The organism is Phascolarctobacterium sp. ET69, assembly GCF_023336935.1.
Taxonomy (GTDB): domain Bacteria; phylum Bacillota; class Negativicutes; order Acidaminococcales; family Acidaminococcaceae; genus Fusicatenibacter_A; species Fusicatenibacter_A intestinipullorum.
The window spans coordinates 30,855-55,994 of the sequence record NZ_JAMBLR010000008.1 but is presented as its reverse complement, the minus strand read 5'-3'; the positions used below and the strand labels follow the sequence as shown (position 1 = coordinate 55,994).

General features: G+C 44.6%; 42 protein-coding genes. All 42 read left to right on the top strand.

What is annotated here, in order from left to right; all coding sequences use genetic code 11:
* Positions 1–214: 214 nt before the first annotated feature.
* The 42 genes from rpsJ (at position 215) to M3079_RS09130 (ending at position 24,984) form a co-directional block, all read left to right on the top strand.
* Positions 215–526 carry a 30S ribosomal protein S10 gene (gene rpsJ / locus M3079_RS09335; protein ID WP_021715461.1) on the top strand — a complete coding sequence of 104 codons (312 nt, stop codon included), beginning with the start codon at positions 215–217 and terminating at the stop codon, positions 524–526.
* Between the two features lie 15 nt (positions 527–541).
* Positions 542–1,186: a 50S ribosomal protein L3 gene (rplC, locus tag M3079_RS09330; RefSeq protein WP_021715462.1), complete on the top strand. Its 645-nt coding sequence runs from the start codon at positions 542–544 to the stop codon at positions 1,184–1,186.
* A gap of 32 nt (positions 1,187–1,218) precedes the next feature.
* Positions 1,219–1,848 carry a 50S ribosomal protein L4 gene (gene rplD, locus M3079_RS09325; RefSeq protein ID WP_021715463.1) on the top strand — a complete coding sequence of 210 codons (630 nt, stop codon included), beginning with the start codon at positions 1,219–1,221 and terminating at the stop codon, positions 1,846–1,848.
* The gene (gene rplW / locus M3079_RS09320) at positions 1,848–2,138 is read left to right on the top strand and encodes a 50S ribosomal protein L23 (protein WP_021715464.1); all 291 of its coding nucleotides are present in this window, start codon (positions 1,848–1,850) and stop codon (positions 2,136–2,138) included. The genes rplD and rplW overlap by 1 nt, the downstream gene beginning before the upstream one ends.
* A gap of 27 nt (positions 2,139–2,165) precedes the next feature.
* The gene (gene rplB / locus M3079_RS09315; RefSeq protein WP_021715465.1) at positions 2,166–2,996 is read left to right on the top strand and encodes a 50S ribosomal protein L2; all 831 of its coding nucleotides are present in this window, start codon (positions 2,166–2,168) and stop codon (positions 2,994–2,996) included.
* Between the two features lie 30 nt (positions 2,997–3,026).
* Positions 3,027–3,302: a 30S ribosomal protein S19 gene (rpsS, locus tag M3079_RS09310; protein ID WP_021715466.1), complete on the top strand. Its 276-nt coding sequence runs from the start codon at positions 3,027–3,029 to the stop codon at positions 3,300–3,302.
* Between the two features lie 20 nt (positions 3,303–3,322).
* Positions 3,323–3,655 (top strand): 50S ribosomal protein L22, encoded by a 333-nt coding sequence (rplV, locus tag M3079_RS09305; RefSeq protein ID WP_021715467.1) that lies wholly within the window; start codon positions 3,323–3,325, stop codon positions 3,653–3,655.
* 26 nt (positions 3,656–3,681) lie between these two features.
* Positions 3,682–4,350 (top strand): 30S ribosomal protein S3, encoded by a 669-nt coding sequence (rpsC, locus tag M3079_RS09300; protein ID WP_021715468.1) that lies wholly within the window; start codon positions 3,682–3,684, stop codon positions 4,348–4,350.
* 4 nt (positions 4,351–4,354) lie between these two features.
* Entirely contained in the window at positions 4,355–4,807 is a 453-nt protein-coding gene (rplP, locus tag M3079_RS09295; protein WP_021715469.1) for a 50S ribosomal protein L16, read from the top strand.
* A complete protein-coding gene (gene rpmC, locus M3079_RS09290; RefSeq protein ID WP_021715470.1) occupies positions 4,807–5,001 on the top strand; it encodes a 50S ribosomal protein L29 in 195 nt (64 codons plus the stop codon). Before rplP ends, rpmC begins: the two co-directional genes overlap by 1 nt.
* A 34-nt stretch (positions 5,002–5,035) precedes the next feature.
* Positions 5,036–5,296, top strand: coding sequence for a 30S ribosomal protein S17 (gene rpsQ / locus M3079_RS09285; protein WP_021715471.1), 261 nt, complete (start codon positions 5,036–5,038; stop codon positions 5,294–5,296).
* Between the two features lie 41 nt (positions 5,297–5,337).
* Positions 5,338–5,706, top strand: coding sequence for a 50S ribosomal protein L14 (gene rplN / locus M3079_RS09280; RefSeq protein ID WP_021715472.1), 369 nt, complete (start codon positions 5,338–5,340; stop codon positions 5,704–5,706).
* 36 nt (positions 5,707–5,742) lie between these two features.
* Positions 5,743–6,069, top strand: a complete 327-nt coding sequence (rplX, locus tag M3079_RS09275) for a 50S ribosomal protein L24 (RefSeq protein WP_021715473.1) — start codon at positions 5,743–5,745, stop codon at positions 6,067–6,069.
* Between the two features lie 24 nt (positions 6,070–6,093).
* Entirely contained in the window at positions 6,094–6,639 is a 546-nt protein-coding gene (rplE, locus tag M3079_RS09270; RefSeq protein WP_021715474.1) for a 50S ribosomal protein L5, read from the top strand.
* A gap of 16 nt (positions 6,640–6,655) precedes the next feature.
* Positions 6,656–6,841 (top strand): type Z 30S ribosomal protein S14, encoded by a 186-nt coding sequence (locus tag M3079_RS09265; RefSeq protein ID WP_021715475.1) that lies wholly within the window; start codon positions 6,656–6,658, stop codon positions 6,839–6,841.
* A 31-nt stretch (positions 6,842–6,872) separates the two neighbouring features.
* Positions 6,873–7,271 (top strand): 30S ribosomal protein S8, encoded by a 399-nt coding sequence (gene rpsH / locus M3079_RS09260; protein ID WP_021715476.1) that lies wholly within the window; start codon positions 6,873–6,875, stop codon positions 7,269–7,271.
* A gap of 26 nt (positions 7,272–7,297) precedes the next feature.
* A complete protein-coding gene (gene rplF / locus M3079_RS09255) occupies positions 7,298–7,846 on the top strand; it encodes a 50S ribosomal protein L6 (protein ID WP_021715477.1) in 549 nt (182 codons plus the stop codon).
* Positions 7,847–7,871: 25 nt separating this feature from the next.
* Positions 7,872–8,234, top strand: coding sequence for a 50S ribosomal protein L18 (rplR, locus tag M3079_RS09250; protein WP_249078910.1), 363 nt, complete (start codon positions 7,872–7,874; stop codon positions 8,232–8,234).
* Positions 8,235–8,251: 17 nt separating this feature from the next.
* Positions 8,252–8,752 (top strand): 30S ribosomal protein S5, encoded by a 501-nt coding sequence (rpsE, locus tag M3079_RS09245; RefSeq protein WP_021715479.1) that lies wholly within the window; start codon positions 8,252–8,254, stop codon positions 8,750–8,752.
* Positions 8,753–8,764: 12 nt separating this feature from the next.
* Positions 8,765–8,950, top strand: coding sequence for a 50S ribosomal protein L30 (gene rpmD / locus M3079_RS09240; protein WP_021715480.1), 186 nt, complete (start codon positions 8,765–8,767; stop codon positions 8,948–8,950).
* A 17-nt stretch (positions 8,951–8,967) separates the two neighbouring features.
* Entirely contained in the window at positions 8,968–9,408 is a 441-nt protein-coding gene (gene rplO, locus M3079_RS09235) for a 50S ribosomal protein L15 (RefSeq protein ID WP_021715481.1), read from the top strand.
* A 1-nt stretch (position 9,409) separates the two neighbouring features.
* The gene (gene secY, locus M3079_RS09230; protein ID WP_021715482.1) at positions 9,410–10,666 is read left to right on the top strand and encodes a preprotein translocase subunit SecY; all 1,257 of its coding nucleotides are present in this window, start codon (positions 9,410–9,412) and stop codon (positions 10,664–10,666) included.
* Between the two features lie 13 nt (positions 10,667–10,679).
* Positions 10,680–11,327 (top strand): adenylate kinase, encoded by a 648-nt coding sequence (locus tag M3079_RS09225; RefSeq protein ID WP_249078907.1) that lies wholly within the window; start codon positions 10,680–10,682, stop codon positions 11,325–11,327.
* A 17-nt stretch (positions 11,328–11,344) separates the two neighbouring features.
* The gene (gene infA / locus M3079_RS09220) at positions 11,345–11,563 is read left to right on the top strand and encodes a translation initiation factor IF-1 (RefSeq protein ID WP_021715484.1); all 219 of its coding nucleotides are present in this window, start codon (positions 11,345–11,347) and stop codon (positions 11,561–11,563) included.
* Between the two features lie 27 nt (positions 11,564–11,590).
* The gene (gene rpmJ / locus M3079_RS09215; protein ID WP_004092858.1) at positions 11,591–11,704 is read left to right on the top strand and encodes a 50S ribosomal protein L36; all 114 of its coding nucleotides are present in this window, start codon (positions 11,591–11,593) and stop codon (positions 11,702–11,704) included.
* Positions 11,705–11,721: 17 nt separating this feature from the next.
* On the top strand, positions 11,722–12,090 hold the full coding sequence (gene rpsM / locus M3079_RS09210; protein WP_021715485.1) for a 30S ribosomal protein S13: 369 nt from the start codon (positions 11,722–11,724) through the stop codon (positions 12,088–12,090).
* A 22-nt stretch (positions 12,091–12,112) separates the two neighbouring features.
* Positions 12,113–12,505: a 30S ribosomal protein S11 gene (gene rpsK / locus M3079_RS09205; protein ID WP_249078905.1), complete on the top strand. Its 393-nt coding sequence runs from the start codon at positions 12,113–12,115 to the stop codon at positions 12,503–12,505.
* A gap of 17 nt (positions 12,506–12,522) precedes the next feature.
* Positions 12,523–13,116, top strand: a complete 594-nt coding sequence (gene rpsD / locus M3079_RS09200) for a 30S ribosomal protein S4 (RefSeq protein ID WP_021715487.1) — start codon at positions 12,523–12,525, stop codon at positions 13,114–13,116.
* A gap of 72 nt (positions 13,117–13,188) precedes the next feature.
* Positions 13,189–14,160 carry a DNA-directed RNA polymerase subunit alpha gene (locus M3079_RS09195; protein ID WP_021715488.1) on the top strand — a complete coding sequence of 324 codons (972 nt, stop codon included), beginning with the start codon at positions 13,189–13,191 and terminating at the stop codon, positions 14,158–14,160.
* Between the two features lie 18 nt (positions 14,161–14,178).
* Positions 14,179–14,517: a 50S ribosomal protein L17 gene (rplQ, locus tag M3079_RS09190; RefSeq protein WP_021715489.1), complete on the top strand. Its 339-nt coding sequence runs from the start codon at positions 14,179–14,181 to the stop codon at positions 14,515–14,517.
* A gap of 154 nt (positions 14,518–14,671) precedes the next feature.
* Complete coding sequence (locus M3079_RS09185) at positions 14,672–15,142, top strand: peptidylprolyl isomerase (protein WP_021715490.1); 471 nt, start codon at positions 14,672–14,674, stop codon at positions 15,140–15,142.
* On the top strand, positions 15,142–15,405 hold the full coding sequence (locus M3079_RS09180; RefSeq protein ID WP_283162476.1) for a GIY-YIG nuclease family protein: 264 nt from the start codon (positions 15,142–15,144) through the stop codon (positions 15,403–15,405). The genes M3079_RS09185 and M3079_RS09180 overlap by 1 nt, the downstream gene beginning before the upstream one ends.
* 123 nt (positions 15,406–15,528) lie before the next feature.
* Positions 15,529–15,726, top strand: coding sequence for a cold shock domain-containing protein (locus tag M3079_RS09175; protein WP_021715492.1), 198 nt, complete (start codon positions 15,529–15,531; stop codon positions 15,724–15,726).
* Positions 15,727–15,875: 149 nt separating this feature from the next.
* Positions 15,876–17,303 carry a lipase family protein gene (locus tag M3079_RS09170; RefSeq protein WP_249078903.1) on the top strand — a complete coding sequence of 476 codons (1,428 nt, stop codon included), beginning with the start codon at positions 15,876–15,878 and terminating at the stop codon, positions 17,301–17,303.
* On the top strand, positions 17,300–17,944 hold the full coding sequence (locus M3079_RS09165; RefSeq protein ID WP_249078900.1) for a uracil-DNA glycosylase: 645 nt from the start codon (positions 17,300–17,302) through the stop codon (positions 17,942–17,944). The genes M3079_RS09170 and M3079_RS09165 overlap by 4 nt, the downstream gene beginning before the upstream one ends.
* A 209-nt stretch (positions 17,945–18,153) precedes the next feature.
* Positions 18,154–18,735: a DUF3793 family protein gene (locus tag M3079_RS09160; RefSeq protein WP_249078898.1), complete on the top strand. Its 582-nt coding sequence runs from the start codon at positions 18,154–18,156 to the stop codon at positions 18,733–18,735.
* Positions 18,736–18,749: 14 nt separating this feature from the next.
* Positions 18,750–19,172 carry a flavodoxin gene (locus M3079_RS09155; RefSeq protein ID WP_249078896.1) on the top strand — a complete coding sequence of 141 codons (423 nt, stop codon included), beginning with the start codon at positions 18,750–18,752 and terminating at the stop codon, positions 19,170–19,172.
* A 187-nt stretch (positions 19,173–19,359) separates the two neighbouring features.
* Positions 19,360–20,181, top strand: coding sequence for a ZIP family metal transporter (locus M3079_RS09150; protein WP_249078895.1), 822 nt, complete (start codon positions 19,360–19,362; stop codon positions 20,179–20,181).
* A gap of 53 nt (positions 20,182–20,234) precedes the next feature.
* Positions 20,235–20,618 (top strand): desulfoferrodoxin family protein, encoded by a 384-nt coding sequence (locus M3079_RS09145; protein ID WP_249078893.1) that lies wholly within the window; start codon positions 20,235–20,237, stop codon positions 20,616–20,618.
* 844 nt (positions 20,619–21,462) lie between these two features.
* On the top strand, positions 21,463–23,598 hold the full coding sequence (locus tag M3079_RS09140; RefSeq protein ID WP_249078891.1) for an autotransporter outer membrane beta-barrel domain-containing protein: 2,136 nt from the start codon (positions 21,463–21,465) through the stop codon (positions 23,596–23,598).
* A 70-nt stretch (positions 23,599–23,668) separates the two neighbouring features.
* A complete protein-coding gene (locus M3079_RS09135; RefSeq protein ID WP_249078888.1) occupies positions 23,669–24,025 on the top strand; it encodes a hypothetical protein in 357 nt (118 codons plus the stop codon).
* A gap of 518 nt (positions 24,026–24,543) precedes the next feature.
* Positions 24,544–24,984, top strand: a complete 441-nt coding sequence (locus tag M3079_RS09130) for a C-GCAxxG-C-C family protein (protein ID WP_249078887.1) — start codon at positions 24,544–24,546, stop codon at positions 24,982–24,984.
* Positions 24,985–25,140 lie beyond the last annotated feature (156 nt).

Here is a 25,140-nt window from a genome sequence, read left to right as displayed (position 1 = left end):
CGGTGTTGTTACCGCTATCGAAGAAAAATAATTATAAGGATCCCATTTAATAATTAGATCCCGTTATGAGGGGCTAAAAATACGCCCCTCATATTGTTATGTTTGTTTGTATGGCCCTGCGATGATGTGAGAGGTTGCTTGCCTGTTTAGACAGGGAGATTTTCACGGAGTATGTCCGTTCTTAGAAACTGGGCGATTAGGAGGAAATGTTTTAATGTCGAAATCACAGAAAATCAGAATACGCCTCAAAGCGTATGACCACAAAGCACTTGACCAGAGTGCTGCCAAAATCGTGGAAACTGCGAAACGTACCGGTGCTCAGGTTTCCGGCCCGATTCCGCTTCCGACCGAAAAAAATATCTATACGATTCTGCGTTCCCCTCATGTTAACAAAGATTCCCGTGAGCAGTTTGAAATGCGTACTCACAAACGTCTTGTAGACATTCTGGAACCGACTGCGAAGACCGTTGATTCTTTGATGCGTCTTGATCTTCCTGCCGGCGTAGATATCGAGATTAAACTGTAAGGAGGAGGTGCGAGAATGGCTAAAGGAATCTTAGGTAAAAAAATCGGTATGACTCAGATTTTTGAAGCTGACGGCAGATTGATTCCGGTTACTGTAATTGAAGCCGGCCCCTGCGTTGTCATTCAAAATAAAACCGAAGAAAAAGACGGCTATAACGCTGTTCAGCTTGGCTTCGGCGAAGTAAAAGAAAAACATACCACGAAACCGATGAAGGGCCATTTTGACAAAGCAGGTGTTACTCCTGTAAAATTTGTCAAAGAATTACGTTTGTCTGCTCCTTCTGAATTTGCAGTAGGCGATAAAATTTCCTGCGACATTTTTGCTGCCGGCGAATTGGTTGATGCAACCGGTATTTCCCGCGGTAAAGGCTTTGCAGGTACTATTAAACGCCACAATTTCGCTCGTGGTCCTATGAAACACGGTTCCAAATCCCATCGTGAACCTGGCTCCATGGGTCCCATGTACTCCGGTCCTGGCGGCCGCGTAATTAAAGGTAAAAAACTGCCTGGACGTATGGGTAATGCTCAAGTAACCGTTCAACGCTTAACTGTAGCTAAAGTTGACGCTGAACGCAATCTTATTCTGGTTAAAGGTTCCATTCCGGGAGCTGCCGGTTCTTTCGTTGTAGTTAAAGAAACCGTAAAACCCAATAAGAAATAAGAACATAAGCGAAAGAAAGGAGGATGCTTCTAATGCCGAAGTTATCAGTGTATAATATTTCCGGTCAACCTACCGGTGAAGAAATAGAATTAAATGAAGTAGTTTTTGGCGTAGAGTTTAACGAAGCTGTTGTACATCAAGCAATCGTAATGCAGCACGCTAACCAGCGCCAGGGCACTGCTGCTACCAAAACCCGCGGCCTTGTTCGCGGCGGCGGACGTAAACCTTGGAAACAAAAAGGCACCGGCCGTGCACGCAGCGGTTCTACCCGTTCTCCTCTGTGGGTAGGCGGTGGCACCGTATTTGGCCCGCAGCCCCGCAGTTATGACAAAAAAATGCCCCGTAAGGCACGCCGTCTGGCAATCCGCTGCGCACTGAGCGCAAAAGTTGCTGCTGGTGAAATGGTTGTAGTTGACGGTCTTGCATTTGATGCACCGAAAACCAAAAATGTTGTAGCAATGCTTGCTGCTTTTGATGCTGCTGATAAGAAAGCTCTTATCATTACCAACGGCGAGAATGAAAATGTTGAACTTTCTTCCCGCAATATGCCGAAGGTAACAGCTCTTTCCAATGGCTGCCTGAATTGCTTCGATTTACTTAACAATAATAAAGTATTCCTGGCTAAAGACGCTATTGCCAGAATTGAGGAGGTGCTCGCATAATGGCAACCAATCCTCGCGATTTGTTAATCCGCCCTGTAATCACCGAAAAAACTTCCGTTATGATGCAGGACAATAAATATACTTTTAAAGTGCCTCTTACTGCTAACAAAACTGAAATCAGACAAGCGGTAGAGAAAATTTTTAACGTAAAAGTTGAAAAAGTAAACACCGTGCGCGTACTTGGCAAAACTAAACGCATGGGCAGATACGTTGGCAAACGTTCCGATTATAAGAAAGCTATCGTGAAGCTGGCTGAAGGCAATACGATTCAAATTTTCGAAGGAATGTAATTTAACGTAATAAGGAGGTAAAATTAAATGGCTATTAAAAGCTTTAATCCGTATTCTCCTTCGAGACGCTTCATTACAGTGTCTACCTTCGAAGAGATTACGACAGATAAGCCGTACCGTCCTCTTGTTGAGAAACTTCAGAAACATGCTGGACGCAACAATACCGGCAAAATGACCGTTCGCCATAAAGGCGGCGGCGTTAAAAGACTGTATCGTGTTATTGATTTCAAACGCACCAAAGACGGTATTCCCGCTCGCGTTGCAACCATTGAATACGATCCTAACCGCAATGCACGCATAGCTCTTGTAAACTATGTTGACGGTGAAAAACGCTACATCATCGCTCCGCTTGATTTAAAAGTTGGCGATATGATTGAAAGCGGCCCGGAAGCTGATATCAAAATCGGTAACTGCCTGCCGCTGAAAAATATTCCGCTTGGTACTACCGTACACAATGTTGAACTTAAAATCGGTAAAGGCGGCCAGATGGCACGTAGCGCCGGTTCTTCCGCTCAGCTGATGGCTAAAGAAGGCGAATATGCACTTCTCCGTCTGCCTTCCGGCGAAATCCGCAAAGTTCACATCAACTGCCGTGCAACTGTTGGCCAGGTTGGCAATATTGACTTTGAAAACATCACTATTGGTAAAGCCGGCCGTAACCGTTGGCTCGGTATCCGTCCTGCAAACCGCGGCGTAGTTATGAACCCGAACGACCATCCGCATGGCGGTGGCGAAGGCCATTCTCCTGTCGGCCGCAAACGCCCTGTTACTCCTTGGGGCAAATGTGCTTTCGGTACTCGTACCCGCAAGCAGAAAAAAGCTTCCAGCAAGCTGATTGTAAAACGCAGAACGAAATAATTAGCAGGTTAAAGAAAGGAGGCCCAAATAGTGTCCAGATCAATCAAAAAAGGACCTTATGTGCATGAAAGTCTTCTGAAGAAGATCGAAGCCATGAACGCTTCTAACGATAAAAAAGTTGTAAAGACCTGGTCTCGCAGCTCCACTATTCTTCCGGAATTTTTAGGACATACTATTGCCGTACATGACGGCCGTAAACATGTGCCTGTATTCATTACCGAAGATATGGTTGGCCATAAATTGGGAGAATTTGCTCCCACCCGTACTTACAAAGGTCATGCCGATAAAAGTACGGCTTTAAAATAAGGGGAAAGGGGGCAGATAGCATGGAAGCAAAAGCTGTTGCAAAATATGTTCGTATCGCGCCGCGCAAACTGCGCATCGTGATTAACCTTATCCGCGGCAAATCCGTGGGTGAAGCATTCGCGATCCTCAAACATACCCCTAAAGTTGGGTCTGAGGTAATCGAGAAGGTACTGCGCAGTGCAGTTGCCAATGCAGAGCATAACTTCGACATGAATGTAGACGAACTCGTTGTATCCACCTGCTTTGTGGATCAGGGTCCTACCATGAAGAGAATTCATCCGCGTTCCCGCGGACAAGCGTTTAAAATTTTGAAACGCTCCAGCCACGTAACCGTAGCAGTTAAAGAAAAATAATATCCCGAAGAAGGAGGGAAACGATAGTGGGTCAAAAAGTTAATCCGCATGGTCTGCGCGTAGGCATCATTAAAGGTTGGGATTCCAAATGGTATGCCGACAGAGACTATGAAAAATACTTATTGGAAGATATTAAAATCCGTGAATTCATTAAAGATAAACTGTTCTTATCCGGTATTTCTAAAGTAGAAATCGAACGTGCATCCAACAGAGCACGCATCTCCATCCACACCGCTAAACCCGGTATGGTAATCGGCCGTCAGGGCAGCAACATCGAATTGCTTAAAAACGATTTGAAAAAAATGACTGACAGCGTAATCGACATCAATATCGTTGAGGTTAAAACCCCGGATATGGACGCAACCCTTGTTGCAGAAAACATCGCTTCTCAGCTCGAACGCCGTATCGCTTTCCGCCGCGCTATGAAACAGTGCGTAGGCCGTACCATGCGTATGGGTGCGAAAGGTATTAAAGTACAGGTTAGCGGCCGTCTTGGCGGTGCAGAAATTGCCCGCAGCGAAAGCTACCGCGAAGGAAGCATTCCTCTGCACACTCTGCGTGCTGACATTGATTATGGTACCGCAGAAGCACATACTACCTATGGCCGTATCGGCGTAAAAGTATGGATTTATAAAGGCGAAGTCCTTCCTGAAAGTAAAGAAGTAGCAAAAGCTGCTCCGGCGAAGGAGGCATAAGTTAATGTTATTACCGAAGAGAGTTAAACATCGTAAACAGCACAGAGGCCGTATGACCGGACGTGCAATGCGCGGCAATAAAATTGCTCATGGCGATTACGGCCTGGTAGCACTTGAACCGGCCTGGATCACCAACCGTCAGATTGAAGCAGCCCGTATTGCTATGACCCGTTACATTAAACGTGGCGGCCAGGTATGGATTCAGATTTTCCCTGACAAACCTATCACCGCTAAACCGGCTGAAACCCGTATGGGTAGTGGTAAAGGCTCCCCGGAATACTGGGTTGCAGTTGTTAAACCCGGCCGTGTAATGTTTGAAATGAACGGCGTATCCGAAGAAATCGCTAAAGAAGCTATGCGTCTTGCTAGCCACAAACTGCCGATTAAGACTAAATTTGTGACCCGCGCACAGCAAGAAGCTGAAGCTGCCGCACAGGAAAAGGGTGGTGAAGCTTAATGAAAACCGCAGAAATCCGTGAAATGTCTGCTGCTGAATTAGACAACAAGCTGGCAGGTTTAAAAGAAGAACTCTTCAACCTGCGTTTTCAAATGGCAACCGGACAATGTGAAAACCCGATGAAAATTCACGAAATTAAAAAGTCCATTGCCCGTATTAAAACCATTCAGCGCCAGCGTGAATTAAACGCCTGAGTGTGTTTGAAGTATGAAGAAGGAGGAAACAGTTGTGACCGTTGAAAGAAATACGCGTGTTACCCGTATCGGTAAAGTAGTCAGCGACAAAATGCAGAAAACTGTTGTAGTTGCTGTTGAGCGTTTTGTAAAACATCCGGTATACGGTAAAGGTGTTCAACATACTATCAAATTTAAAGCTCACGATGAAAATAACGAAGCACATGTTGGCGATACTGTCCAAATTATGCAAACCCGTCCGCTTTCCAAAGATAAATGCTGGCGTGTTATTGAAATTTTAGAGCGTGCAAAATAATGAAATCTGCCGATTGATTGATTGGCAAGGGAGGTAAAACCATGATCCAACAACAGACTATTCTTAATGTCGGCGACAACACCGGCGCTAAGAAAGTTATGTGCATCCGCGTATTGGGCGGTTCCTACCGTAAATATGCTAATATTGGCGACGTAATCGTGTGTGCTGTAAAAGATGCATCACCCGGTGGCGTTGTAAAAAAAGGTGACGTTGTAAAGGCAGTTGTTGTTCGTTCAGCTAAGGGTGTCCGCCGTCCGGATGGTTCTTACATCCGCTTCGACGAAAATGCGGCAGTTGTAATCAAAGACGACAAAACTCCGCGCGGAACCCGCATCTTCGGGCCTGTTGCCCGCGAACTCCGTGAAAAAGACTTTATGAAAATCATTTCTCTGGCACCTGAAGTGCTGTAAGAAATTTGATGACGCACATAAGGAGGTGTACCTGAAATGACAGCAGCTAAAATGCACGTCAAGAAAGGCGACAAAGTTTTGGTACTGTCCGGTAAGGACAAAGGCAAAGAAGGCAAAATTATTATGGCCCTGCCGAAAAAATCCAAAGTTGTCGTTGAAGGCATTAATAAAGTAAAACGTCACACAAAACCGACTCAGAGCAATCCTCAGGGCGGCATTATCGTTAAAGAAGCTCCGATGGCTTCCGCAAAAGTTATGCTCGTTTGCCCGCATTGCCAGAAACCGACCCGTATTAAAAAAGTTGAAGTTTCCGGCAGCTTCGTAAGAGCCTGCAAAAAATGTGGCGAAGTAATAGATAAATAATCCGGGAAAGGAGGAAATGTTTGAATGGCAAAAACAAGATTGCAAGAAAAATATTTGTCTGAAGCCGTTAAAGGACTGATGGACAAATTTAACTATAAAAATGTTATGGAAATTCCTAAAATCGAGAAAGTTGTCATCAATATGGGCGTTGGCGAAGCCGTTGGCAACAGCAAAGCTCTGGAATCTGCAGTAGCAGACCTGACCGCAATCTCCGGTCAGAAACCTGTTATCACTAAAGCAAAAAAATCCATCGCAGCTTTTAAACTCCGTCAGGGCATGCCGATTGGCGCAAAAGTTACTCTGCGCGGCGACCGCATGTACTACTTCCTCGACAAACTGATGAACATCGCACTGCCTCGTGTACGTGACTTCCGCGGTGTTAGCCCGACTGCATTCGATGGCCGCGGCAACTATGCACTTGGTTTGAAAGAACAATTGATTTTCCCGGAAATTGACTACGATAAGATTGATAAAGTACGCGGAATGGATATCATCATTGTTACGACCGCTAAGACTGATGAGGAAGCAAGAGAATTGCTCAGAATCCTCGGAATGCCGTTCAGCGCATAAGTTAGGAGGGAATACTTTGGCTAAGAAAGCCTTGATTGAAAAGTGGAATAAAGAGCCGAAATTTAAAGTACGCCGTTACAACCGCTGCAAAATTTGCGGCAGACCCCATGGTTATATGCGTAAATTTGGCATCTGCCGTATCTGCTTCCGTGAATACAGCTATCAGGGCGCTATTCCGGGAGTTACCAAAGCAAGCTGGTAATACAGCATTTTAGGAAGGAGGGTATTAAAGTATGGTAATGACTGACCCGATTGCCGATATGCTTACCCGTATTCGTAACGCAAATTCGGTTCATCATGATAAAGTTGAAATCCCGTGCTCTAAAATCAAAGTTGCTATCGCTGAGATTTTAAAGAACGAAGGTTTTATAAAAGATTTTGAAGTAATTGCTGATAATAAACAGAACGTTATCCGCGTCAGCCTGAAATATGGTGCCAACAAAGAGAAAGTTATTTCCGGCATTAAACGTATTTCCAAACCTGGTCTCAGAGTTTATTCTCAAAAAGACCAACTGCCCAGAGTTCTCGGAGGTCTTGGCATTGCAGTAATCTCTACTTCCCAAGGCCTTATGACTGATAAAGCAGCACGCAAAGCCGGCCTCGGCGGCGAAGTGCTTGCATACGTCTGGTAATACTGAAAGATAGGAGGTGCTCATAAGTGTCTAGAATTGGTAAGCATCCAATTACCGTGCCCGCTGGCGTAACAGTTACCATCGAAAACAACCTTGTTACCGTTAAGGGCCCTAAAGGCGAACTTTCCCGCCAAATCAACAAAGAAATGAAACTTACCATGGAGGACGGCGTTATCACCGTTGAACGTCCGAGCGACGACAAAGAACATCGCTCCATGCACGGTCTGTCCCGTACTCTCATTAATAATATGGTTATCGGCGTAACCCAGGGCTTTTCCAAAACTTTGGAAATTACCGGCGTAGGTTACCGTGCCGCAAAACAGGGTAACAACATTAACTTTACCCTTGGTTTTTCCCATCCTGTAGTTAAAGAGCCGCCTGCTGGTATTACCTTTGAGGTTCCGGCTCCGAACAAAATCGTAGTAAACGGTGCCGATAAAGAAAAAGTAGGCGCTGTTGCAGCAGAAATCCGCACTTTGCGTCCGCCTGAACCGTATAAAGGCAAAGGCATCCATTACGAAGGTGAACGTATCCGCCGTAAGATTGGTAAAGCAGGCGCTAAAGGCAAGAAGTAATTTCTAAAGGAAGGGAGTGAAACTCTTGCTTAACAGAGTTGATAAAAATGCGAAACGCCAGAAACGCCATCTGCGTGCCCGTCAATACATTTTCGGCACTGCTGAAAGACCGCGTTTGAACGTATACCGTTCCCTGGCAAACATTTACGCTCAGGTTATTAACGATGAAACTGGCGAGACCATTGTTTCTGCCAGCACTGTTGAAAAAGATAGAAAAGCCAGCAACGGCGGCAACGTAGAAGCTGCCCGCGAAATTGGCAAAGCCATTGCCGAAAGAGCATTGGAAAAAGGCATTAAAGAAGTAGTATTTGACCGCGGTGGTTATCTTTACACCGGCCGTGTAGCAGCTCTTGCAGATGCAGCCCGTGAAGCTGGACTGCAATTCTAAAAGAAGGAGGAATAATAGTGGCTAATTTCAGAAATGAAGAAAGCGACTTGAAAGAGAAAGTCGTGTTCATCAACCGTGTTGCAAAGGTTGTTAAAGGCGGACGCCGTTTCTCCTTCTCTGCACTTGTTGTGGTAGGTGACGAAAACGGCCATGTTGGCATGGGCCTTGGCAAAGCGGCAGAAGTTCCCGAAGCTATTCGCAAGGGTGTAGAAGACGCTAAAAAGAATATGGTTAACGTTGCTTTGGTTGGTACAACCATTCCGCATGAATGCATTGGTGTGTTCGGCGCAGGCCGCGTATTTTTAAAACCGGCTGCAGAAGGTACCGGCGTTATTGCCGGCGGCCCTGTTCGTGCCGTACTCGAACTTGCAGGCGTACGTGATATCCTTACCAAATGCCAGGGTTCCAATAACCCGAATAACGTAGTTCGCGCAACTATTGAAGGTCTTCGTTCCTTAAAGAGTGCTGAAACGGTTGCTGCACTTCGCGGCAAAACCGTACAAGAAATTTTTGGCTAAGGAGGAAGCTCGATGCAACAACTTAAAGTTACGCTGACCCGCAGCCTTATCGGTTACCCGCAAGACCAGCGCATGACCGTAAAAGCTCTGGGCTTAGGAAAAATTAATTCTACTGCTATAAAAGACGATACCCCGGCTATCCGCGGTATGCTTCACAAAGTAAGACACCTTGTGAAGGTTGAAGTCGTTGAAGCTTAATGGAGGAGGTGCAACAGATGAATTTGCATGAATTATCACCTGCACCGGGTTCCAGAACCAAACATGTACGCGTTGGTCGTGGTTTGGGTTCCGGTCTTGGTAAAACATCCGGCAAAGGCCAAAAAGGACAGAAATCCCGCTCCGGCGGTGTAAAACGTCCGGGCTTTGAAGGTGGTCAAAGACCTTTGTATCTGCGTTTCCCGAAACGCGGTTTCTACAATAGATTCGGTTCTGACTATGTTGAAATCAACGTAGGCAGCCTTAATTGCTTTGAAGACGGCACAGTAGTTGAACCTGTAATGCTGATTGAATGCGGCATGGTTAAAAATATCCGTGACGGCGTCCGTATTCTCGGCAATGGTGAGCTTACCAAAAAACTCACCGTTCAGGCTATGGGCTTCAGCAAAACTGCTGAAGAAAAAATTATTGCAGCCGGCGGCAAAGTAGAGGTGATTTAAAGTGTTATCAGCCCTCGCAAATCTTTCTCAAGTAACAGAACTCAGGCGGAAAATCCTTTTTACTCTCGCCATGTTCGTCGTTTTTAGGGCTGGAACACATATCCCTGTTCCTGGCGTTAACGCAAGCATGATTGAGCAGCTGTTTAACAGCGGTAACCTCTTGGGTTTGCTCGATATGTTCTCTGGCGGTGCCTTGAGCAAATTTTCTGTTTTTGCGATGAGTATTACACCGTACATCAATGCTTCCATTATTCTGCAGCTTCTTAAAGTCGTTGTTCCTACGTTGGAACAGTGGGGCAAAGAAGGTGTGGAAGGACAGAAGAAAATTACCAAAGTAACCAGATACGGTACTGTTCTTCTTGGTTTCATCCAGGCATTGGGTATGGCGTATGGTTTAAGAATGGCAATTAATGACCCGAGCATTTTCTCCGTTCTTTTAATTGCGATTACTTTAACTGCCGGTACTGTATTTTTAATGTGGATTGGCGAGCAGATTACCGCTAAAGGCGTTGGCAACGGTATCTCCTTGATAATCTTTGCAGGTATCGTTTCCAGAATTCCTGACGGGCTGCACGTAATTTACCAGTATTTACAGGCCGGAACAATTAATGCTTTAAATGTACTTTTATTTGCTGTAATTGCAGTTGCCATGATCGTATTTGTAATTGCAATTACGCAGGGTATCCGTAAAGTACCGGTACAATACGCTAAACGCGTTGTTGGCCGTAAAATGTACGGCGGCCATTCCAGTTATATTCCGCTGAAAGTTAACCAGGCCGGCGTTATTCCTATCATCTTCGCATCTTCAATCCTTATGTTCCCGGTAACCATCGGACAGTTTGTTGACGTTGCGTGGATTAAAACGGTAGCAGGCTGGTTTGCATGGGGTTCTCCTTTGCAGACTACTTTGTATGTATTGATGATTTTGTTCTTCACATATTTCTATACTGCTGTAAGCATTAATATTAATGATGTGGCGGACAATCTTAAAAAATACGGCGGATTTATTCCCGGCCTGCGCCCCGGTAAACCTACCAGTGATTATCTGGACAAAATCATGACCAGAATCACTCTTGCCGGTGCAATTTTCCTTTCGCTGATTGCGCTTATGCCTAATGTCATCGGCTGGATGACCGGCATTGAAGGTGTTTACTTCGGCGGTACCGCTCTCTTAATCGTTGTTGGTGTAGCGCTCGATACCATGAAGCAGATTGAATCGCTCGTATTGATGCGTCACTATCAAGGTTTTATGAAATAGGAGGAATCAGGAAATGTATATTATTTTAATGGGACCTCCGGGTGCCGGCAAAGGCACTCAAGCAGAAAAATTAATTGCCGAATTTAAAATTCCCCATATTTCCACCGGGGATATGTTCCGCGCAGCTGTAAAGCAAGGAACTGAACTTGGCAAAGAAGCTAAAAGATATATGGATGCCGGACAGCTTGTTCCTGATGTTGTAACTATCGGCATTGTACGTGAAGGATTATCCAAACCGGAATGTGCAAACGGATTTATCCTTGACGGCTTCCCGAGAACTGAAGAACAGGCAGTCGCACTTGACGGCATCATGAAAGACCTGGGCATAAAGATGACAGGCGTAATCAATATCGTAGTTCCCGATGCTGAGCTTGTTGGCAGGGTAACCGGCAGACGCATCTGCAAATCCTGCGGCGCTACCTATCATGTAGCGTTCAACCCCAGCAAAGTGGAAGGTATGTGTGATAAATGCGGCGGGACGCTTTATCAACGTGACGACGACAAAGAAGAAACAATCAAAAACCGTCTGGAAGCATATCATTCCCAGACTGAGCCTTTAATAGAGTACTACAAAAAACAGGGCTTATATCATGAAATCGACGGCATGCAGCCGATTGACAAAGTATATGCCGATGTTAAAGATAGTCTCTCTGGCAACTGAGCAAGGAGGTATTGAGCGTGTCCAAACAAGATGTAATTGAGGTTGAAGGCACAATCTTGGAATCTTTGCCAAATGCCATGTTCCAGGTAAAATTGGAAAACGGCCATGTTATTCTGGCACACATATCCGGTAAGATACGTATGAACTTCATCAAAATTTTGCCTGGCGACAGGGTTACAGTGGAGCTTACTCCGTATGATCTGAACCGTGGAAGAATTACTTACCGTTTTAAATAAGCAAGACAGGCAAGAGGAGGTTAAAAAATGAAAGTCAGACCGTCTGTAAAGCCAATATGTGAAAAATGCAAAGTCATCAAACGTAAAGGCCATGTTATGGTAATCTGTGAAAACCCGAAACATAAACAAAAACAAGGATAAGAAGGAGGTGCGCTTTAATGGCACGTATTGCAGGTGTCGATTTACCGAGAGATAAACGTATTGAATACGCTTTACCTTATATTTATGGCATCGGACTTACTTTATCGAGAGAAATCCTCGCAAAAACCGGTATCAACCCTGATACCCGCGTTCGCGATCTCACCGAAGAAGAAGTTGCTAAAATCCGTGAAACTCTTGACGCTGATTATAAAGTAGAAGGTGACCTCCGCAGAGAGGAATCCCTCAATATTAAACGTTTAATTGAAATTGGCAGCTACCGCGGCCGCAGACATCGTATGGGTCTGCCTGTTCGCGGCCAGAACACCAAAAACAATGCACGTACCCGCAAAGGTCCTAAACGTACTATTGCCGGCAAGAAGAAATAATCAGTGAAGGAGGGATAAACGAGTGGCTGGTAAAAAAGTTGTTCGCAACAAGAAAAAAGTTAGCAAAAATATTATTAACGGTGTAGCTCATATCCGTTCGACTTTCAATAATACTATCGTTACTATCGCTGATACCGAAGGTAATGTTCTGAGCTGGGCATCCGCAGGCGGCCTTGGTTTCCGCGGCAGCCGCAAAAGCACTCCGTTCGCTGCACAGATGGCTGCTGAAGAAGCAACCAAAGCAGCTATGGAACATGGCCTGAAACAGGTTGAAGTTTATGTAAAAGGCCCCGGCGCCGGCCGTGAAGCCGCTATCCGCGCACTTCAGGCTGCTGGTCTTGAGGTTAACTCCATCAGAGACGTAACCCCGATTCCGCACAATGGCTGCCGTCCGCCGAAACGCAGAAGAGTATAATTGGAGGTGTAGCATAGATGGCAATTGATAGAACGCCTGTCCTGAAAAGATGCAGATCTTTGGGATTAACTCCGGCATTTCTGGGCATTAGCAAGGAATCTCACCGTCAGGCTAAACGCGCTAACAGAAAAAAGAGTGAATATGGCATTCAGTTAACTGAAAAACAAAAAGCAAAATTTATTTATGGCCTGCTGGAAAAACAATTCCGCGGCTACTACGACAGAGCTAAAAAAATGGAAGGCATCACCGGTGAAAACCTGCTCATCCTTCTGGAAAGAAGAATTGACAACGTTGTATTCCGTCTTGGTCTTGCAAACACCCGCCGTCAGGCTCGTCAGATTGTAAGACACGGCCATATTGCCGTTAACGGCAAACGCCTTGATATTCCTTCCGCTCTGGTAAAAGCAGGCGACGTTATTTCCGTTATGGAAGGCAGCCGTTCCAAAGAATATTTCAAAGGCATGGCTGAAACTCTTGCCGGCAAAACCGTTCCGGCATGGTTGATTCAGGACGCTGAAAATCTCGGCGGCAAAGTTGACCGTTACCCGACTCGTGAGGAAATTGATGTTCCTATCGAAGAACATCTCATCGTTGAGTTGTACTCCAAATAATAGTTTGAACATCTTCATGCCACCATATATTGGGCGTATTGTGGTAATACGCAAAAGAAGGAGGCTTTCCATATGATCGAATTAGAAAAACCAAAAATGGTCACAGCTGATATCAGCGATGACGGGCGTTATGGTAAATTTGTTTGGGAGCCGCTTGAAAGGGGCTACGGCATTACTCTCGGCAACAGCCTTCGCAGAGTATTGCTGTCCTCACTGCCGGGCGCAGCAGTAACCAGCGTTAAAATCGAAGGTGTACTGCATGAATTCTCTACAATTCCTGGCGTCAGGGAAGACGTTGCAGACATTATCTTAAACATCAAAGGCCTCTGCCTTAAACTGCACGGCGACGAACCTAAAGTTCTGCGCATTGAATGCAGCGGCGAGCAGGAGGTTACGGCAGCAAACATCATTGCTGACGCAGATGTGGAAATTTTAAACCCTGAACTGCACATTGCCACACTTGATACCGATGCGGTATTCAATATGGAAATTAATGTAGACAAAGGGTTGGGATATGTTCCGGCAGATAAGAATAAACGTGCGGATCAGCCGATAGGAGTTATTCCCGTTGATTCCATATATTCTCCTATTACCAGAGTGAAGTTCGGTGTTACCGATACTCGCGTAGGTAATGTTACCAACTATGACAAACTGACTTTGGAAGTTTGGACAGATGGCAGCGTAGAGCCTGATACTGCTGTAAGCATGGCATCCGGCATTATGATTGACTATCTGAAAATGTTCCAGCCGGCAGCTGAAACTGCTTCCGGCATCATCACCGTATCCGGCAGCACGGAAGAAGCTGCTGCAGAAGAACAGGGCGCACCGGCAGGTACAGGTTCCGTTTCCATTGACGACCTTGACCTTTCCGTACGTTCCAACAACTGCCTGCGCCGCGCCGGCATCAACACGGTTGATGAACTTATCCAAAGAACAGAAGAAGATATGATGAAAGTGCGTAACCTTGGCCGCAAATCGCTTGAAGAAGTTAAGAAAAAACTCAGTGATATGGGCCTCAGCTTGCGCAAAAGTGAAGAAGAATAAGAAGGGGGTCGGAAACAGATGGCATACAGAAAACTGGGCCGCAATTCCAGCAACCGTAAAGCATTGTTCCGCAGCATTTTAAGTTCTTTCTTCAAACACGAGAGAATCGAAACTACCGTAACTAAAGCTAAGGAAGTAAGCAAACATGCTGCTAAATTAATTACTTTGGCTAAACGCGGCGACCTTCATGCACGCCGCCTGGTAATGGCTGAGCTCGTGGACGAAGAAGCAACGAGAAAACTGTTTAACGAGATCGCTCCTAAATACGCAGACCGCCAGGGCGGCTTTACCCGTATTTATAAAGTTGGTCCTCGCCGCGGTGACGCTGCTGAAATGGCAATTATCGAGCTCATCTGATTGGTATAAACAGCTAACATAAACAAAAAGACAGCGGATAACCGCTGTTTTTTTGTTTATACATGCAAATTTCCCGCAGCTTGGAAAAACACTTGCCGCAGACATGGTTAATTGTGTAAAATAATAACATAATAAATGTAATGGAGGCATAATAATGAGCGAAAACAGCAAAGTAAAATTTACAACCAATAAAGGTGTTTTTGTTGCAGAAATTTTTGAAGACAAAGCACCGAATACTGCCAAAAATTTTTTGGATTTGGTAAATAAAGGCTTTTATGACGGTATTATTTTCCACCGTGTAATCGACGGCTTCATGATTCAGGGCGGCGACCCGACCGGTACAGGCATGGGCGGCCCCGGCTACAAAATTAAAGATGAATTTGGCGAAGGACTTAAACATGACGACGAAGGCGTGCTTTCTATGGCAAATGCTGGCCCGAACACCGGCGGCAGCCAGTTCTTTATCACGCTTGCGCCTACTCCGTGGCTCGACGGTCATCACGCGATTTTCGGCCGCATTGTAGAAGGTATGGACAGAGTAAGATTAATCGGCGTAGTGCCGACTGATTTCCGTGACCGCCCGATTGAACCGGTAGTAATGGAAAAAGTTGAAGTTGTAAAATAATGCCGGCCTATGTATATATGCTGCGCTGCGCAGATGGTTCGCTTTATACCGGCTGGACCAATGATATGGAAAAACGCCTGAAAGCGCATCACAGCGGGCAGGGCGCAAAATATACCCGCAGCCGCGGCCCGGTAGAGCTTGTTTACTGCGAGGAACTTACTGATAAAAGCGAAGCCTTAAAACGTGAATATGCAATTAAACAGCTAAGCCATACGGAAAAGCTGAAATTAATAGAACGTAACAAATTGAACACAATTTACTGAAAATATTTGCAATTTTGCCTAAAGTGCCTTGCTTTATTTATATTGATAGGGTATAATAGGCGGAGTGAGTGCGAGACAGTGTATTTTCGCACTTAAGTAATATTTTTAGGAGGCCCAGAAAAGATGACTGGCAAAGTAAAATGGTTTAACGCAGAAAAAGGTTACGGTTTCATTGAACGTGAAGAAGGCGGCGACGTATTCGTACATTTCTCCGCAATTCAGGCTGATGGATTCAAAACCCTCGAAGAAGGCCAAGCTGTGGAATTTGACGTAGTTGAAGGTCCCCGCGGCGAGCAGGCTGCTAATGTAGTTCGTCTGTAATATATAGTTATTAATCCCAATTAATTATATAGAATCGGCTTATGAACAAACCGGAACGCATTTTCTCAGGAAGATGCGTTCTTTTTATTTATGTTTGCTTTTTAAAATGCTATAATTAAAATATATCAACAATTAAAGCAGGTATTATTATGAAAAGGCTCAAATTTATCTTAGTGCTTTGCGTATGTATTTTATGCTTTTCGGCGCAGGTTTTGGCTGCTGCCATATCATCCGAAAAGCAGGACATTATAAAAGAATACTATTTTACAGAAGCTGTTAATATCGCCGCAGGGCTTTGCATTGGCATTTATGACCCGCAGCAGGCGCCGGAAATTGCGTATTTGCGCGATTATGGCTGGGAGATTGTGCCGTTTAAATTAAAAGACGGTAAAGTTGACAGCAGCATTGTTGTAGCCAAAAACCATATTAAAGAACAGGATATTGATTTTTATATAGTGGGCTTCCGCGGAAGCGCCAACAAAAGCGACTGGAAAATAAACCTTGAAACCGAACAGGTTCCGTATGGTGGCAGTACGGTTGAAGAATTTAAAACTTTTGCCCAAACTGTTAAAGAAGATGAAACGGTGCCTATGGTGCATAAAGGGTTTAACGAATATGTAAACACTGTTTTAAGTGCTACCATGCAGGACGGTTCAAGCAGCAAACGGTTTGTTGAGGAGATTAAAAACAACCCGAAGGTACGAGTGCTTTTAACAGGGCACAGCCTTGGCGGTGCGGTGGCAACGCTTACGGCGGAACGCCTTGTAAGCATGGGTATAGAAAAATGGCGCGTGCCGGTAATTACTTTTGGCGCACCTGCCATAGGCAACGCGGCGTTTGCCAAAGCCTACAGCGATAAGATTTTGCTGTGGCGCATAACCAATACGGCAGACCCTGTTCCCGGAAGCTTGCAGACTTTTTTTGGCGGCTATAAGCAGTTTGGCAAACAATACAAATACAGTGTATCGCCTAAGCTGGCAACACAGCAGCATGATATGGCAATGTATTTCGATGTATCGGTACACAAATATTACAAGGCGCTGCAAAAAGCGCAGGAGGCCGGGCTGATTGCAAAAACTCCCATGCAGCAGCTTAACGGCAGCGAGCCGCTTGTGGCGGTATGGATAGGTTCCAGCCGGGCTCTGGAAAAACGCCCGTATATGCCGGATATTCAAAGTTTTCTGCTTTCGGAATATCAGAACATGCTGCCGAGATATATAATTATGGATGACGATATCAAATTATACAGGCAGGAATTTTATCCGCTGAATTACTTTATCCGCGAGGCGCAGGCTGTTGGCGCAGATTACATTATAATTGCCGAAATGGACGGGCATCAGCCGCGAAACAGCCAAAACTGGTATATTAATATGAATCAGAGCGTTTTTAACGCAAATGGCGGGTTAATAAATGTTATCAGCATTTCCAAGCTGGTTTCGCCGGTATCGGGCAATATGCACGCTGCCGTTTATGCCGTTAAAGAAGGGCGCACGCAGCTGAAGCAATACCTGCCCTTTATAAAAACCAGATATAACAAAACACCGCAGTGGATTAGTTTGGGAGAGGTTGAAAATTGAAAGAAGAAGCATTGCAGGAACTTGAACAGCAGCTGGCAAAATGCAGGGAATGTAAACTGTGCGAATTTGCCAAAGGCCCTGTCGGCTGGTTTGGCTGCGCCGAAACACCGATAGTATTTGTAGGAGAAGGACCCGGCGGGGTCGAGGATGATTATGGCTGCCCGCTGATTGGCCCTTCCGGACAGCTTTTGGACAAAGCTTTGTGGGCAACCAAAATGACAAGGGACAGAGTAATTACAACCAATATAGTAAAATGCCGCCCTAAAGGAAACCGTACGCCTAATATTGCTGAAGCCGATTTTTGCGCGCAGCGCTGGCTGGAAAAAGAACTGGAAATTTTGCAGCCGCAAGTAATTGTGGCGCTGGGCAGCGTAGCGCTGCATTATTTGGGCAGCCCGGATATGCGCATAACCCGTGACCGCGGCAAATGGTTTAAAACGCGCCAGGGTTACGACTGCATTGCAACATATCATCCGGCGTATCTTCTGCGCCTTGCAGACCCGCATGTACTGAACCATGCCAAATGGGAAGTTTTTTATGATTTGGAGGCGGCTCGCAAAAAAGCAGAAGAAGCCGTACCGGATTATAAATTTATGAGTGAAGAAAAAACAGACCTGTTTAAGCTGTTTAAGAAACGTTAAAAAGAAAATAAAAAAATTTTTACACAAAAGCATTAGTTAGGGGTTGCTAACTAATGCTTTTTATGTTATACTTCTAAATGTGAGTTAGATTAAGCTAACCAAGTATTCTGAAGAACCTTCTTCTTTTGATTACTGCTTAAATAACTGCGCTTTGACCAATGCCCCTCCTGAGGAATATTTGGTTAGCAATCTTTCTTTTTGGTGATATTATGGCACAAAGCATTCTTGGTTTTAACAATCTTGATGAATTTTTTGCTTTCCATGCGGCTCCTGCTATTGCAGGAATTAAACCGGCAAATTTGTTCAGCTGCCCTGCTGGGGTAATGCCGCAGGCAGAAGAAATACTGGCAGATTATGAAAAACAGTTTAAAGACAGCCATACACGTTTTAAATTGTTGTGCCGCTGTCGTGCGCATATATTAATTTTGGTTTATGATACTGAACTTACCGAAAAGATTTTTCAAAAAAAGGTAATTCAAAATTATCTTGCCCGTTTTGGCTATGCTGCCGATACCGGCGTACAGGATTTTTTAAACCAAATTGCCGCAAAAATTGCGGGCGGAGAAAGCTTTCCGCATGAAATAGGCATCATTCTCGGCTATCCGCCGGAAGATATAGAAGGCTTTAAGCGTTATAAAGGGCGCAACTTTAAGTGCTGCGGTTACTGGAAGGTTTACGGCAACGCAGAACGTGCGCAAAAAATGTTTGATGCATATACGCTGTGCCGCGAAAAACTGATGCAGGCATTGCAGAACGGCGTAACGTTAAAAGTTGCTGCCGCTGCCATATAAAGGAGGTATTATTAATGGAAATAGCTGTAATTTACTGGTCCGGAACCGGCAATACAAAAATGATGGCCGAAGCCGTTGCCGAAGGCATTGCCGAAGCTGGTGCACAGGCCGTTGTTAAAAGCGTAAGTGAAATTACTCCCGACGAAGCAGCTGCTTATGATAAAATTGCTTTTGGCTGCAGTGCCATGGGCGCCGAAGTATTGGAAGAAGCAGAATTTGAACCCTTCTTTACCATGGTTGAAGATAATTTAAAAGGCAAAAAAGTAGTGCTGTTCGGCTCTTACGGATGGGGCGGCAGCTACATGCAGGACTGGGAAGCCAGAGTACAGGCCGATGGTGCGGAACTTCTGCATCCGGGCGTACTTGCTATGGGCGAACCTGATGACGCTGCCAGACAGGAATGTAAAGAAATTGGCAGCCTGCTTGCCAAAGCTTAACTTATTCTCTGCATAAGCGGCCCTCCCCGTTTATGTTAAATCCATTTCTCCATAAAGCAGAAACAACGCCTCTAACATTAGGGGCGTTTTTCTGTTGCCCGGGAAATAAAATAATGATTTTTTGGTGAAATAGATTGTAAAAATTATTTTTTGATATATAATTAAAGTAAGACAAGAGAGGTGACCTATGGAATTTTTAGCTAAAATAAATGACCCTGTGCTTTTGGCGCTGGCTTCAACCTGTTTTACCTGGTTTATGACGGCGCTTGGTGCGGGCATGGTTTTCTTTTTTAAAGAAATAAACAAGCGCGTGCTGAATATGATGCTCGGTTTTGCCGCAGGCATTATGGTTGCGGCTTCCTTTTGGTCGCTTTTGGAGCCTGCCATTGAAATGGCGCAGAGCGCGCCCATACCGGCGTGGCTGGTAGCGGCTATCGGCTTTGTCGGCGGCGCGGGCTTTTTGTGCCTGGCAGACCACGTTATGCCGCATGCCCACTTCTTTGCCAAAGAAGGGCAGACGGAGGGCATACCGACGCATTTAAAACGCAGTATTCTTTTGGTGTTCAGCATAACGCTGCATAATATACCGGAAGGGCTGGCAGTTGGCGTGGCCTTTGGCGCAGCGGCGGCAAGCGGCGACCATACATCCCTGCTTGCAGCTATGGCAGTGGCGCTTGGCATAGGCCTGCAAAACTTTCCGGAAGGCGCGGCGGTATCCATTCCGCTGAGGCGTGAAGGCATGAGCCGCTTTAAAAGTTTTATGTACGGGCAGGCAAGCGGCGTGGTAGAACCAATGGCAGGCGTGCTTGGCGCGTGGGCTGTTGCCGGAATGACGCCCGTTTTGCCGTATGCACTGGCATTTGCGGCTGGGGCCATGCTTTATGTGGTGGTAGAGGAACTGATACCCGAAGCACAAAGCGGGGGCGAGCATGAAAGCGCAGATTTATCTACCATTGGCTTTATTGTGGGCTTTACCATAATGATGATAATGGACGTGGCACTTGGTTAATCAAAGCAGGGGCTTTGTAATAAACACAAAAGTTATTTAAGGAGATGAACAGAATGGAAAAAAGATTTTATGTTTGCAAACATTGCGGCAACATGGTTGGCATGATTAAAAATGCAGGCGTACCTATTATTTGCTGCGGCGAACCGATGGCAGAACTTACCGCCAACACTGTAGAAGCATCGCAGGAAAAACACCTGCCGGTTTACACTATGGAAGGCGGCGTGCTGAAAGTACAGGTTGGCAGCGCTGAACACCCGATGCTTGCAGAGCATTATATTGAATGGATTTATGTAGAAACGGAACAGGGCGGACAGCGCAAAGCACTGAAACCGGGCGACAAACCGTCAGCAGAATTTGCTTTTGCAGGCGGCGATAAACCCGTTGCCGTTTACGCATACTGCAATCTGCACGGCTTGTGGAAAACTGAAGTAAAATAATATAACAGCGTAAAATAAACCCGGAGCTTGCTCAAAAGTAGGCTCCGGGTTTTAACTTATAAAGTAAAAATATCTTTACAGTTTTATATTTTTCTGTTAAACTATCTAAGCAAATGTGCTGCCATAACGGTAGGCGGTTAGCCCTCCCTGGAGGGACTGTGACCCTCTGTTGATATAGAAATCCGTACGCGGAAATACTATGGAGGAGGGGATAGTATGGAAGTTATTGATATTTTAACCATTATTGGTTACACAATAACAGTGTTTTCCCTTGGCTATGCCCTCGGAAAAGACTACGCTAAAAAACAGTAACAACCGCCATGAGTCCTGACAAAACTTTGACGGTTGTTACTTAAATAACAATATCATTTTGTTGGGCTGACCGTCTATCGGCAGCCATTTGTTTTTCTATAATTATTATAGCAAATTAAAAGATAAAGTCAAATACAGCAGTTAAAAACATCAATGGCACAAAGTATGCTGTTGGTGTTTTTTGTTGAGCGCTGCATATAACTAATAGCCGGTTTTGCAAAAAAGTTTACCTTGTCAGTTTTTTATTGGCGGAGCGGCGGGCGGCTCGCAAATTTTAATTTGCGGCGTTATTAACAAAAAGTAACAGAAAGCGCATGCAAGGCGGAACATGCCCCGGGCAGCGGTCGGGGCAGTTACGCCGCCGTGGGCATTGCCCACCCAAAAGTAAAGTTCGCTATGCGAACTTTTGCTTGCGGGGGGGGAGATGGTTTGGTATAATATTACTGCATATAACATCAAAGTAAAATTTGTGTTACGGAATAATAAAGAAAAGGTTATATGCAATAATAAAAATGCGGAAGGGGTAATGTAAATGAAATGTAGTAAAAATTTGGAAAGGGCTATTGTGCTGGGGTTGATGTTAAGCAGTATTGCTGTGCCTGCGTGGGCGGCTGACATTGAATTTTATGGTAATGTTAATGGTTGGGGAAATACATTTGGTTATGAAAAGAATAAGATAGATATTAATGGTATTAATATAAATGTTAGTGGTTCGGATAAAAAAGATGACACTACCGCTGCTATAATTTTTGATGATGCTAAGGAACATACTATTACAGGTAATGTATATATTGTTAATACAGTTGATGCACCTGATGGTGAAGACCCCACATTGAACATAGCAAATAATGACGGTTTGCAGGTAATTAATGGAACGAAAGTAAATATTACTGGTGATGATGTATATATAGCTTCATTAGGTGGTTCTGGCTATAAAAATGGTTTAGTGAGGAAAAAAAGTACCGCTTTATCAGCAAGTACCAAAAATGGTAATAGAATAACAGTTTCTGGTGACAGGGTACGTATTATTGGTAACATTGATTTTGTATCAAGCGATACTTCAGCTAAAAACAATGAAATTAGAGTTACATTCAATTCGACAGATTCTTATTTTTACGGTGATGTGAATGATACACTAAAAGTTTTTATTTTTAAATATAAACAAGGTACTGCCTATGTAACTCTTAATAATGGTGCTGAATGGATTTATGATGAAATACCAGAAATTGAAAATTTAGAATTAAATGGCGGTATTGTAGCACTTGATGATGCTTACATTCAAAATAAATATGAAAATGAAGTAGTAAAGGTTTATGATGAAGAAGGCAATGTGGTTGATGAAGTTAAACTTTCGGATGACCGGACTGCAAATCATAAAGATGTAACTATTGAAAATTTAAAAGGTAATGGCGGCATTTTTAAAACTGATATTGATTGGTTAAGTAATAATGGAGCTAAAAAAGCAACGGATAACAGCGACTATATTTTTATTGAAAACAGTGAAGTTGGTTCTACTCAAACTTTAGATTTTGATGCTTCTAAAGCAAATTTTGATAAAATGAACATTGGTGATAAGTTGTATTTTGCCAATGTAGAGGATGGCAACACGGCATTTACCACAACTATGGGTACAAATGCTGTATACAGCAATGCTTCTAACATTTATAACTATCAGTATGGCGTTGGCAGTGAAACAGGCAGCACAGGCGAAGATTGGTACATTGGTTTAACCGGTAAATCTGCCGAAGGCAATGCCAACTTTGAAGCTGCCAAAGGTGCAATGTATGCAGGTTATGCTTTAGGCACGGAGCTTGACACCTTAAACAAACGCATGGGTGAAGCACGTTACCTTGAAAACGATAACGGCGTTTGGGTTCGTTACCGCCACAGCAAAACAGGCTGGGATGATACTTACGAAACCAACGGAGATATGTTCCAGCTTGGTTTTGATAATGAAGTAACCGAAAAGGACGGCAAGCATTACCGCGGCGTTGCTATTGATTACACTGATGCTGATACTAATATTATTGGTATTAGCGGCGAAGGAGAACACGAGCGTTACGCCGTAAGCCTGTACGATACATGGTTGGGCGAGAAAGGGCATTACCGTGATTTGGTGCTGCGCGGCGGCCGTATTAACAGCGATTATGATGTAAGCGGCGCTTTCAGCAGTGGTTACGAAGATATTGGCGGCGATTACCACCAGTGGTTTGGCAGCATCAGTGCCGAATGGGGACGCAAAAACGATATGGGCACAGGCTGGTATTTTGAGCCGCAGGTTCAGGCTCACCTGGCGCGTGTCGGCGGTGCAAGCTATGTATCCGACAGTGGAGTTGACGTTGACCAGGACGGCGCAACAAGCTTAAGCGGCCGTGCCGGTTTCCGCATTGGGCGCGAATATGTAAAAGACAACGGCAAACACGATAACTTTTACATTAAGGCCGACCTGCTGCACGAATTTGCGGGCGACAAGAGCTTTAGCCTGACGGGTAATGACGGACGTTACGACAAAGAATATGACGGGCAGGAAACCTGGTGTGATGTTGGTATCGGTGCGGATATTAGCTTGGGCAAAAACAGTTACTTCTGGGCTGATGTAGAACGTACCTTCGGTGCTGATTTTGATAACACTTGGCAAATTAACGGCGGCTTCCGCTGGGAGTTTTAAAATTAAAAATATAAAATAAAAACAGTTACTTTTTATTTATGGGTGATGTGAAAGAAAGAACGAGGTAAAAATGAATCAGGAAAATACGGGGCTTGATAAAACAGTGCTGGAAAAATTTGCGGCTGGTGGTACGGTAGAGTTTGAAAATTATCTGCCGCGCTGCAGAAGCGGCATGCGCACATGGGAACTAAAAATAAGGGATGCAGACGGCAGCCGCAGAATTGTGGTAATCCGCGACAGCGGCTTAAATATTACCGGCACGGAAGTGGCGGTGCAGCCTTTTACAAACCGCACTGAGCGCAACGAAGAAATTTGCAGGCTTTATAATGAATGTCACTTGTCGCAGGTGTTTTTGGCCAATTTGTTTAATATCAGCCAGCCTGCTGTTTCGGTAATTATTAAAAGCTGCAAATGTATCAAAGCTTAATAAACAACAAGCGCATCCGCTGTTAACGGGTGCGCTTTTAGTATCTTTACAGGATTATATTTTTCTGTTAAACTATCTAAGCAAATGTGCTGCCATAACGGTAGGCGGTTAGCCCTCCCCGGAGGGACTGTGACCCTCTGTTGATATAGAAATCCGTACGCGGAAATACTATGGAGGAGGGGATAGTATGGAAGTTATTGATATTTTAACCATTATCGGTTATACAATAACAGTGTTTTCCCTTGGCTATGCCCTCGGAAAAGATTTATCCAAAAAACAGTAGTAACCGCCACGCGTCTGTCAATGCTGTAGCGGCTACTATGTAACCAAAACTTTATTGCAGGCTGACCGTCTATCGGCAGCCATTTGTTTTTCTATAATTATTATAGCAAAAAGGTAAAAAAAGTCAAATTAGTTTACACTTGACGCTGTTTTAATATTCTTTTTATTTTAAAGGAGTTACCATAACTATGCCGAAATATATACATAGTAAACTTTCCGTACAGGAGGGATTGGTTATGAGTGAATTAAGTGAAAGAATCGGCACGGCGGCAGGCAATGCTTTTAAAAGCGGGTTTAACTGCGGCGAGGCAATTTTGCAGGCGTTCCGCACTGAAGGCGGCTTGAAGATTGACGACAACACCATGCGCATGGTTACGGCGTTTGGCGGCGGCATGGGGCACGCACGCGCTGTTTGCGGTGCGCTGGTTGGGTCGGTAATGGTCATCAGTTATTTTGTTGGGCGCACCAGCCCGCAGGAAAAGCCTTTGCCGGAAGTTTACCCTTACAGTAAGGAATATCATGATTTGTTTGTAAAAGAATTTGGTTCTTCCGAATGTAAAGATTTGATGCCGTATGAGTTTAACACGCGCGAGCATTTAATTAACTGCTTAAAACTTGTTAACCGTATGGGCAAATTTTTGGCAGAGTATTTGGAGAGCAAGGGCTTTTTAAAATAGCATAAAAGTTTTTTGGCACCGCTGGCGGATGATACCGGCGGTGCTTTTTTACATACTTTTTACTTACGCTGCATTAAATTTTTAAATAATTTGCTTATAATAAAGCCAACCTAAAATAACAATATACTAAACTGCCATTTAAAAGGAGGACTAAAG

Coding starts and splice junctions, on each gene's coding strand:
- rpsJ (WP_021715461.1), top strand. CDS start 215: ATGTCGAAATCACAGAAAATCAGAATACGCCTCAAAGCGTATGACCAC.
- rplC (WP_021715462.1), top strand. CDS start 542: ATGGCTAAAGGAATCTTAGGTAAAAAAATCGGTATGACTCAGATTTTT.
- rplD (WP_021715463.1), top strand. CDS start 1,219: ATGCCGAAGTTATCAGTGTATAATATTTCCGGTCAACCTACCGGTGAA.
- rplW (WP_021715464.1), top strand. CDS start 1,848: ATGGCAACCAATCCTCGCGATTTGTTAATCCGCCCTGTAATCACCGAA.
- rplB (WP_021715465.1), top strand. CDS start 2,166: ATGGCTATTAAAAGCTTTAATCCGTATTCTCCTTCGAGACGCTTCATT.
- rplV (WP_021715467.1), top strand. CDS start 3,323: ATGGAAGCAAAAGCTGTTGCAAAATATGTTCGTATCGCGCCGCGCAAA.
- rplP (WP_021715469.1), top strand. CDS start 4,355: ATGTTATTACCGAAGAGAGTTAAACATCGTAAACAGCACAGAGGCCGT.
- rpmC (WP_021715470.1), top strand. CDS start 4,807: ATGAAAACCGCAGAAATCCGTGAAATGTCTGCTGCTGAATTAGACAAC.
- rplN (WP_021715472.1), top strand. CDS start 5,338: ATGATCCAACAACAGACTATTCTTAATGTCGGCGACAACACCGGCGCT.
- rplX (WP_021715473.1), top strand. CDS start 5,743: ATGACAGCAGCTAAAATGCACGTCAAGAAAGGCGACAAAGTTTTGGTA.
- rplE (WP_021715474.1), top strand. CDS start 6,094: ATGGCAAAAACAAGATTGCAAGAAAAATATTTGTCTGAAGCCGTTAAA.
- rpsH (WP_021715476.1), top strand. CDS start 6,873: ATGGTAATGACTGACCCGATTGCCGATATGCTTACCCGTATTCGTAAC.
- rpmD (WP_021715480.1), top strand. CDS start 8,765: ATGCAACAACTTAAAGTTACGCTGACCCGCAGCCTTATCGGTTACCCG.
- rplO (WP_021715481.1), top strand. CDS start 8,968: ATGAATTTGCATGAATTATCACCTGCACCGGGTTCCAGAACCAAACAT.
- M3079_RS09225 (WP_249078907.1), top strand. CDS start 10,680: ATGTATATTATTTTAATGGGACCTCCGGGTGCCGGCAAAGGCACTCAA.
- rpmJ (WP_004092858.1), top strand. CDS start 11,591: ATGAAAGTCAGACCGTCTGTAAAGCCAATATGTGAAAAATGCAAAGTC.
- rpsM (WP_021715485.1), top strand. CDS start 11,722: ATGGCACGTATTGCAGGTGTCGATTTACCGAGAGATAAACGTATTGAA.
- rpsD (WP_021715487.1), top strand. CDS start 12,523: ATGGCAATTGATAGAACGCCTGTCCTGAAAAGATGCAGATCTTTGGGA.
- M3079_RS09195 (WP_021715488.1), top strand. CDS start 13,189: ATGATCGAATTAGAAAAACCAAAAATGGTCACAGCTGATATCAGCGAT.
- rplQ (WP_021715489.1), top strand. CDS start 14,179: ATGGCATACAGAAAACTGGGCCGCAATTCCAGCAACCGTAAAGCATTG.
- M3079_RS09185 (WP_021715490.1), top strand. CDS start 14,672: ATGAGCGAAAACAGCAAAGTAAAATTTACAACCAATAAAGGTGTTTTT.
- M3079_RS09180 (WP_283162476.1), top strand. CDS start 15,142: ATGCCGGCCTATGTATATATGCTGCGCTGCGCAGATGGTTCGCTTTAT.
- M3079_RS09175 (WP_021715492.1), top strand. CDS start 15,529: ATGACTGGCAAAGTAAAATGGTTTAACGCAGAAAAAGGTTACGGTTTC.
- M3079_RS09170 (WP_249078903.1), top strand. CDS start 15,876: ATGAAAAGGCTCAAATTTATCTTAGTGCTTTGCGTATGTATTTTATGC.
- M3079_RS09160 (WP_249078898.1), top strand. CDS start 18,154: ATGGCACAAAGCATTCTTGGTTTTAACAATCTTGATGAATTTTTTGCT.
- M3079_RS09155 (WP_249078896.1), top strand. CDS start 18,750: ATGGAAATAGCTGTAATTTACTGGTCCGGAACCGGCAATACAAAAATG.
- M3079_RS09150 (WP_249078895.1), top strand. CDS start 19,360: ATGGAATTTTTAGCTAAAATAAATGACCCTGTGCTTTTGGCGCTGGCT.
- M3079_RS09145 (WP_249078893.1), top strand. CDS start 20,235: ATGGAAAAAAGATTTTATGTTTGCAAACATTGCGGCAACATGGTTGGC.
- M3079_RS09140 (WP_249078891.1), top strand. CDS start 21,463: ATGAAATGTAGTAAAAATTTGGAAAGGGCTATTGTGCTGGGGTTGATG.
- M3079_RS09135 (WP_249078888.1), top strand. CDS start 23,669: ATGAATCAGGAAAATACGGGGCTTGATAAAACAGTGCTGGAAAAATTT.
- M3079_RS09130 (WP_249078887.1), top strand. CDS start 24,544: ATGAGTGAATTAAGTGAAAGAATCGGCACGGCGGCAGGCAATGCTTTT.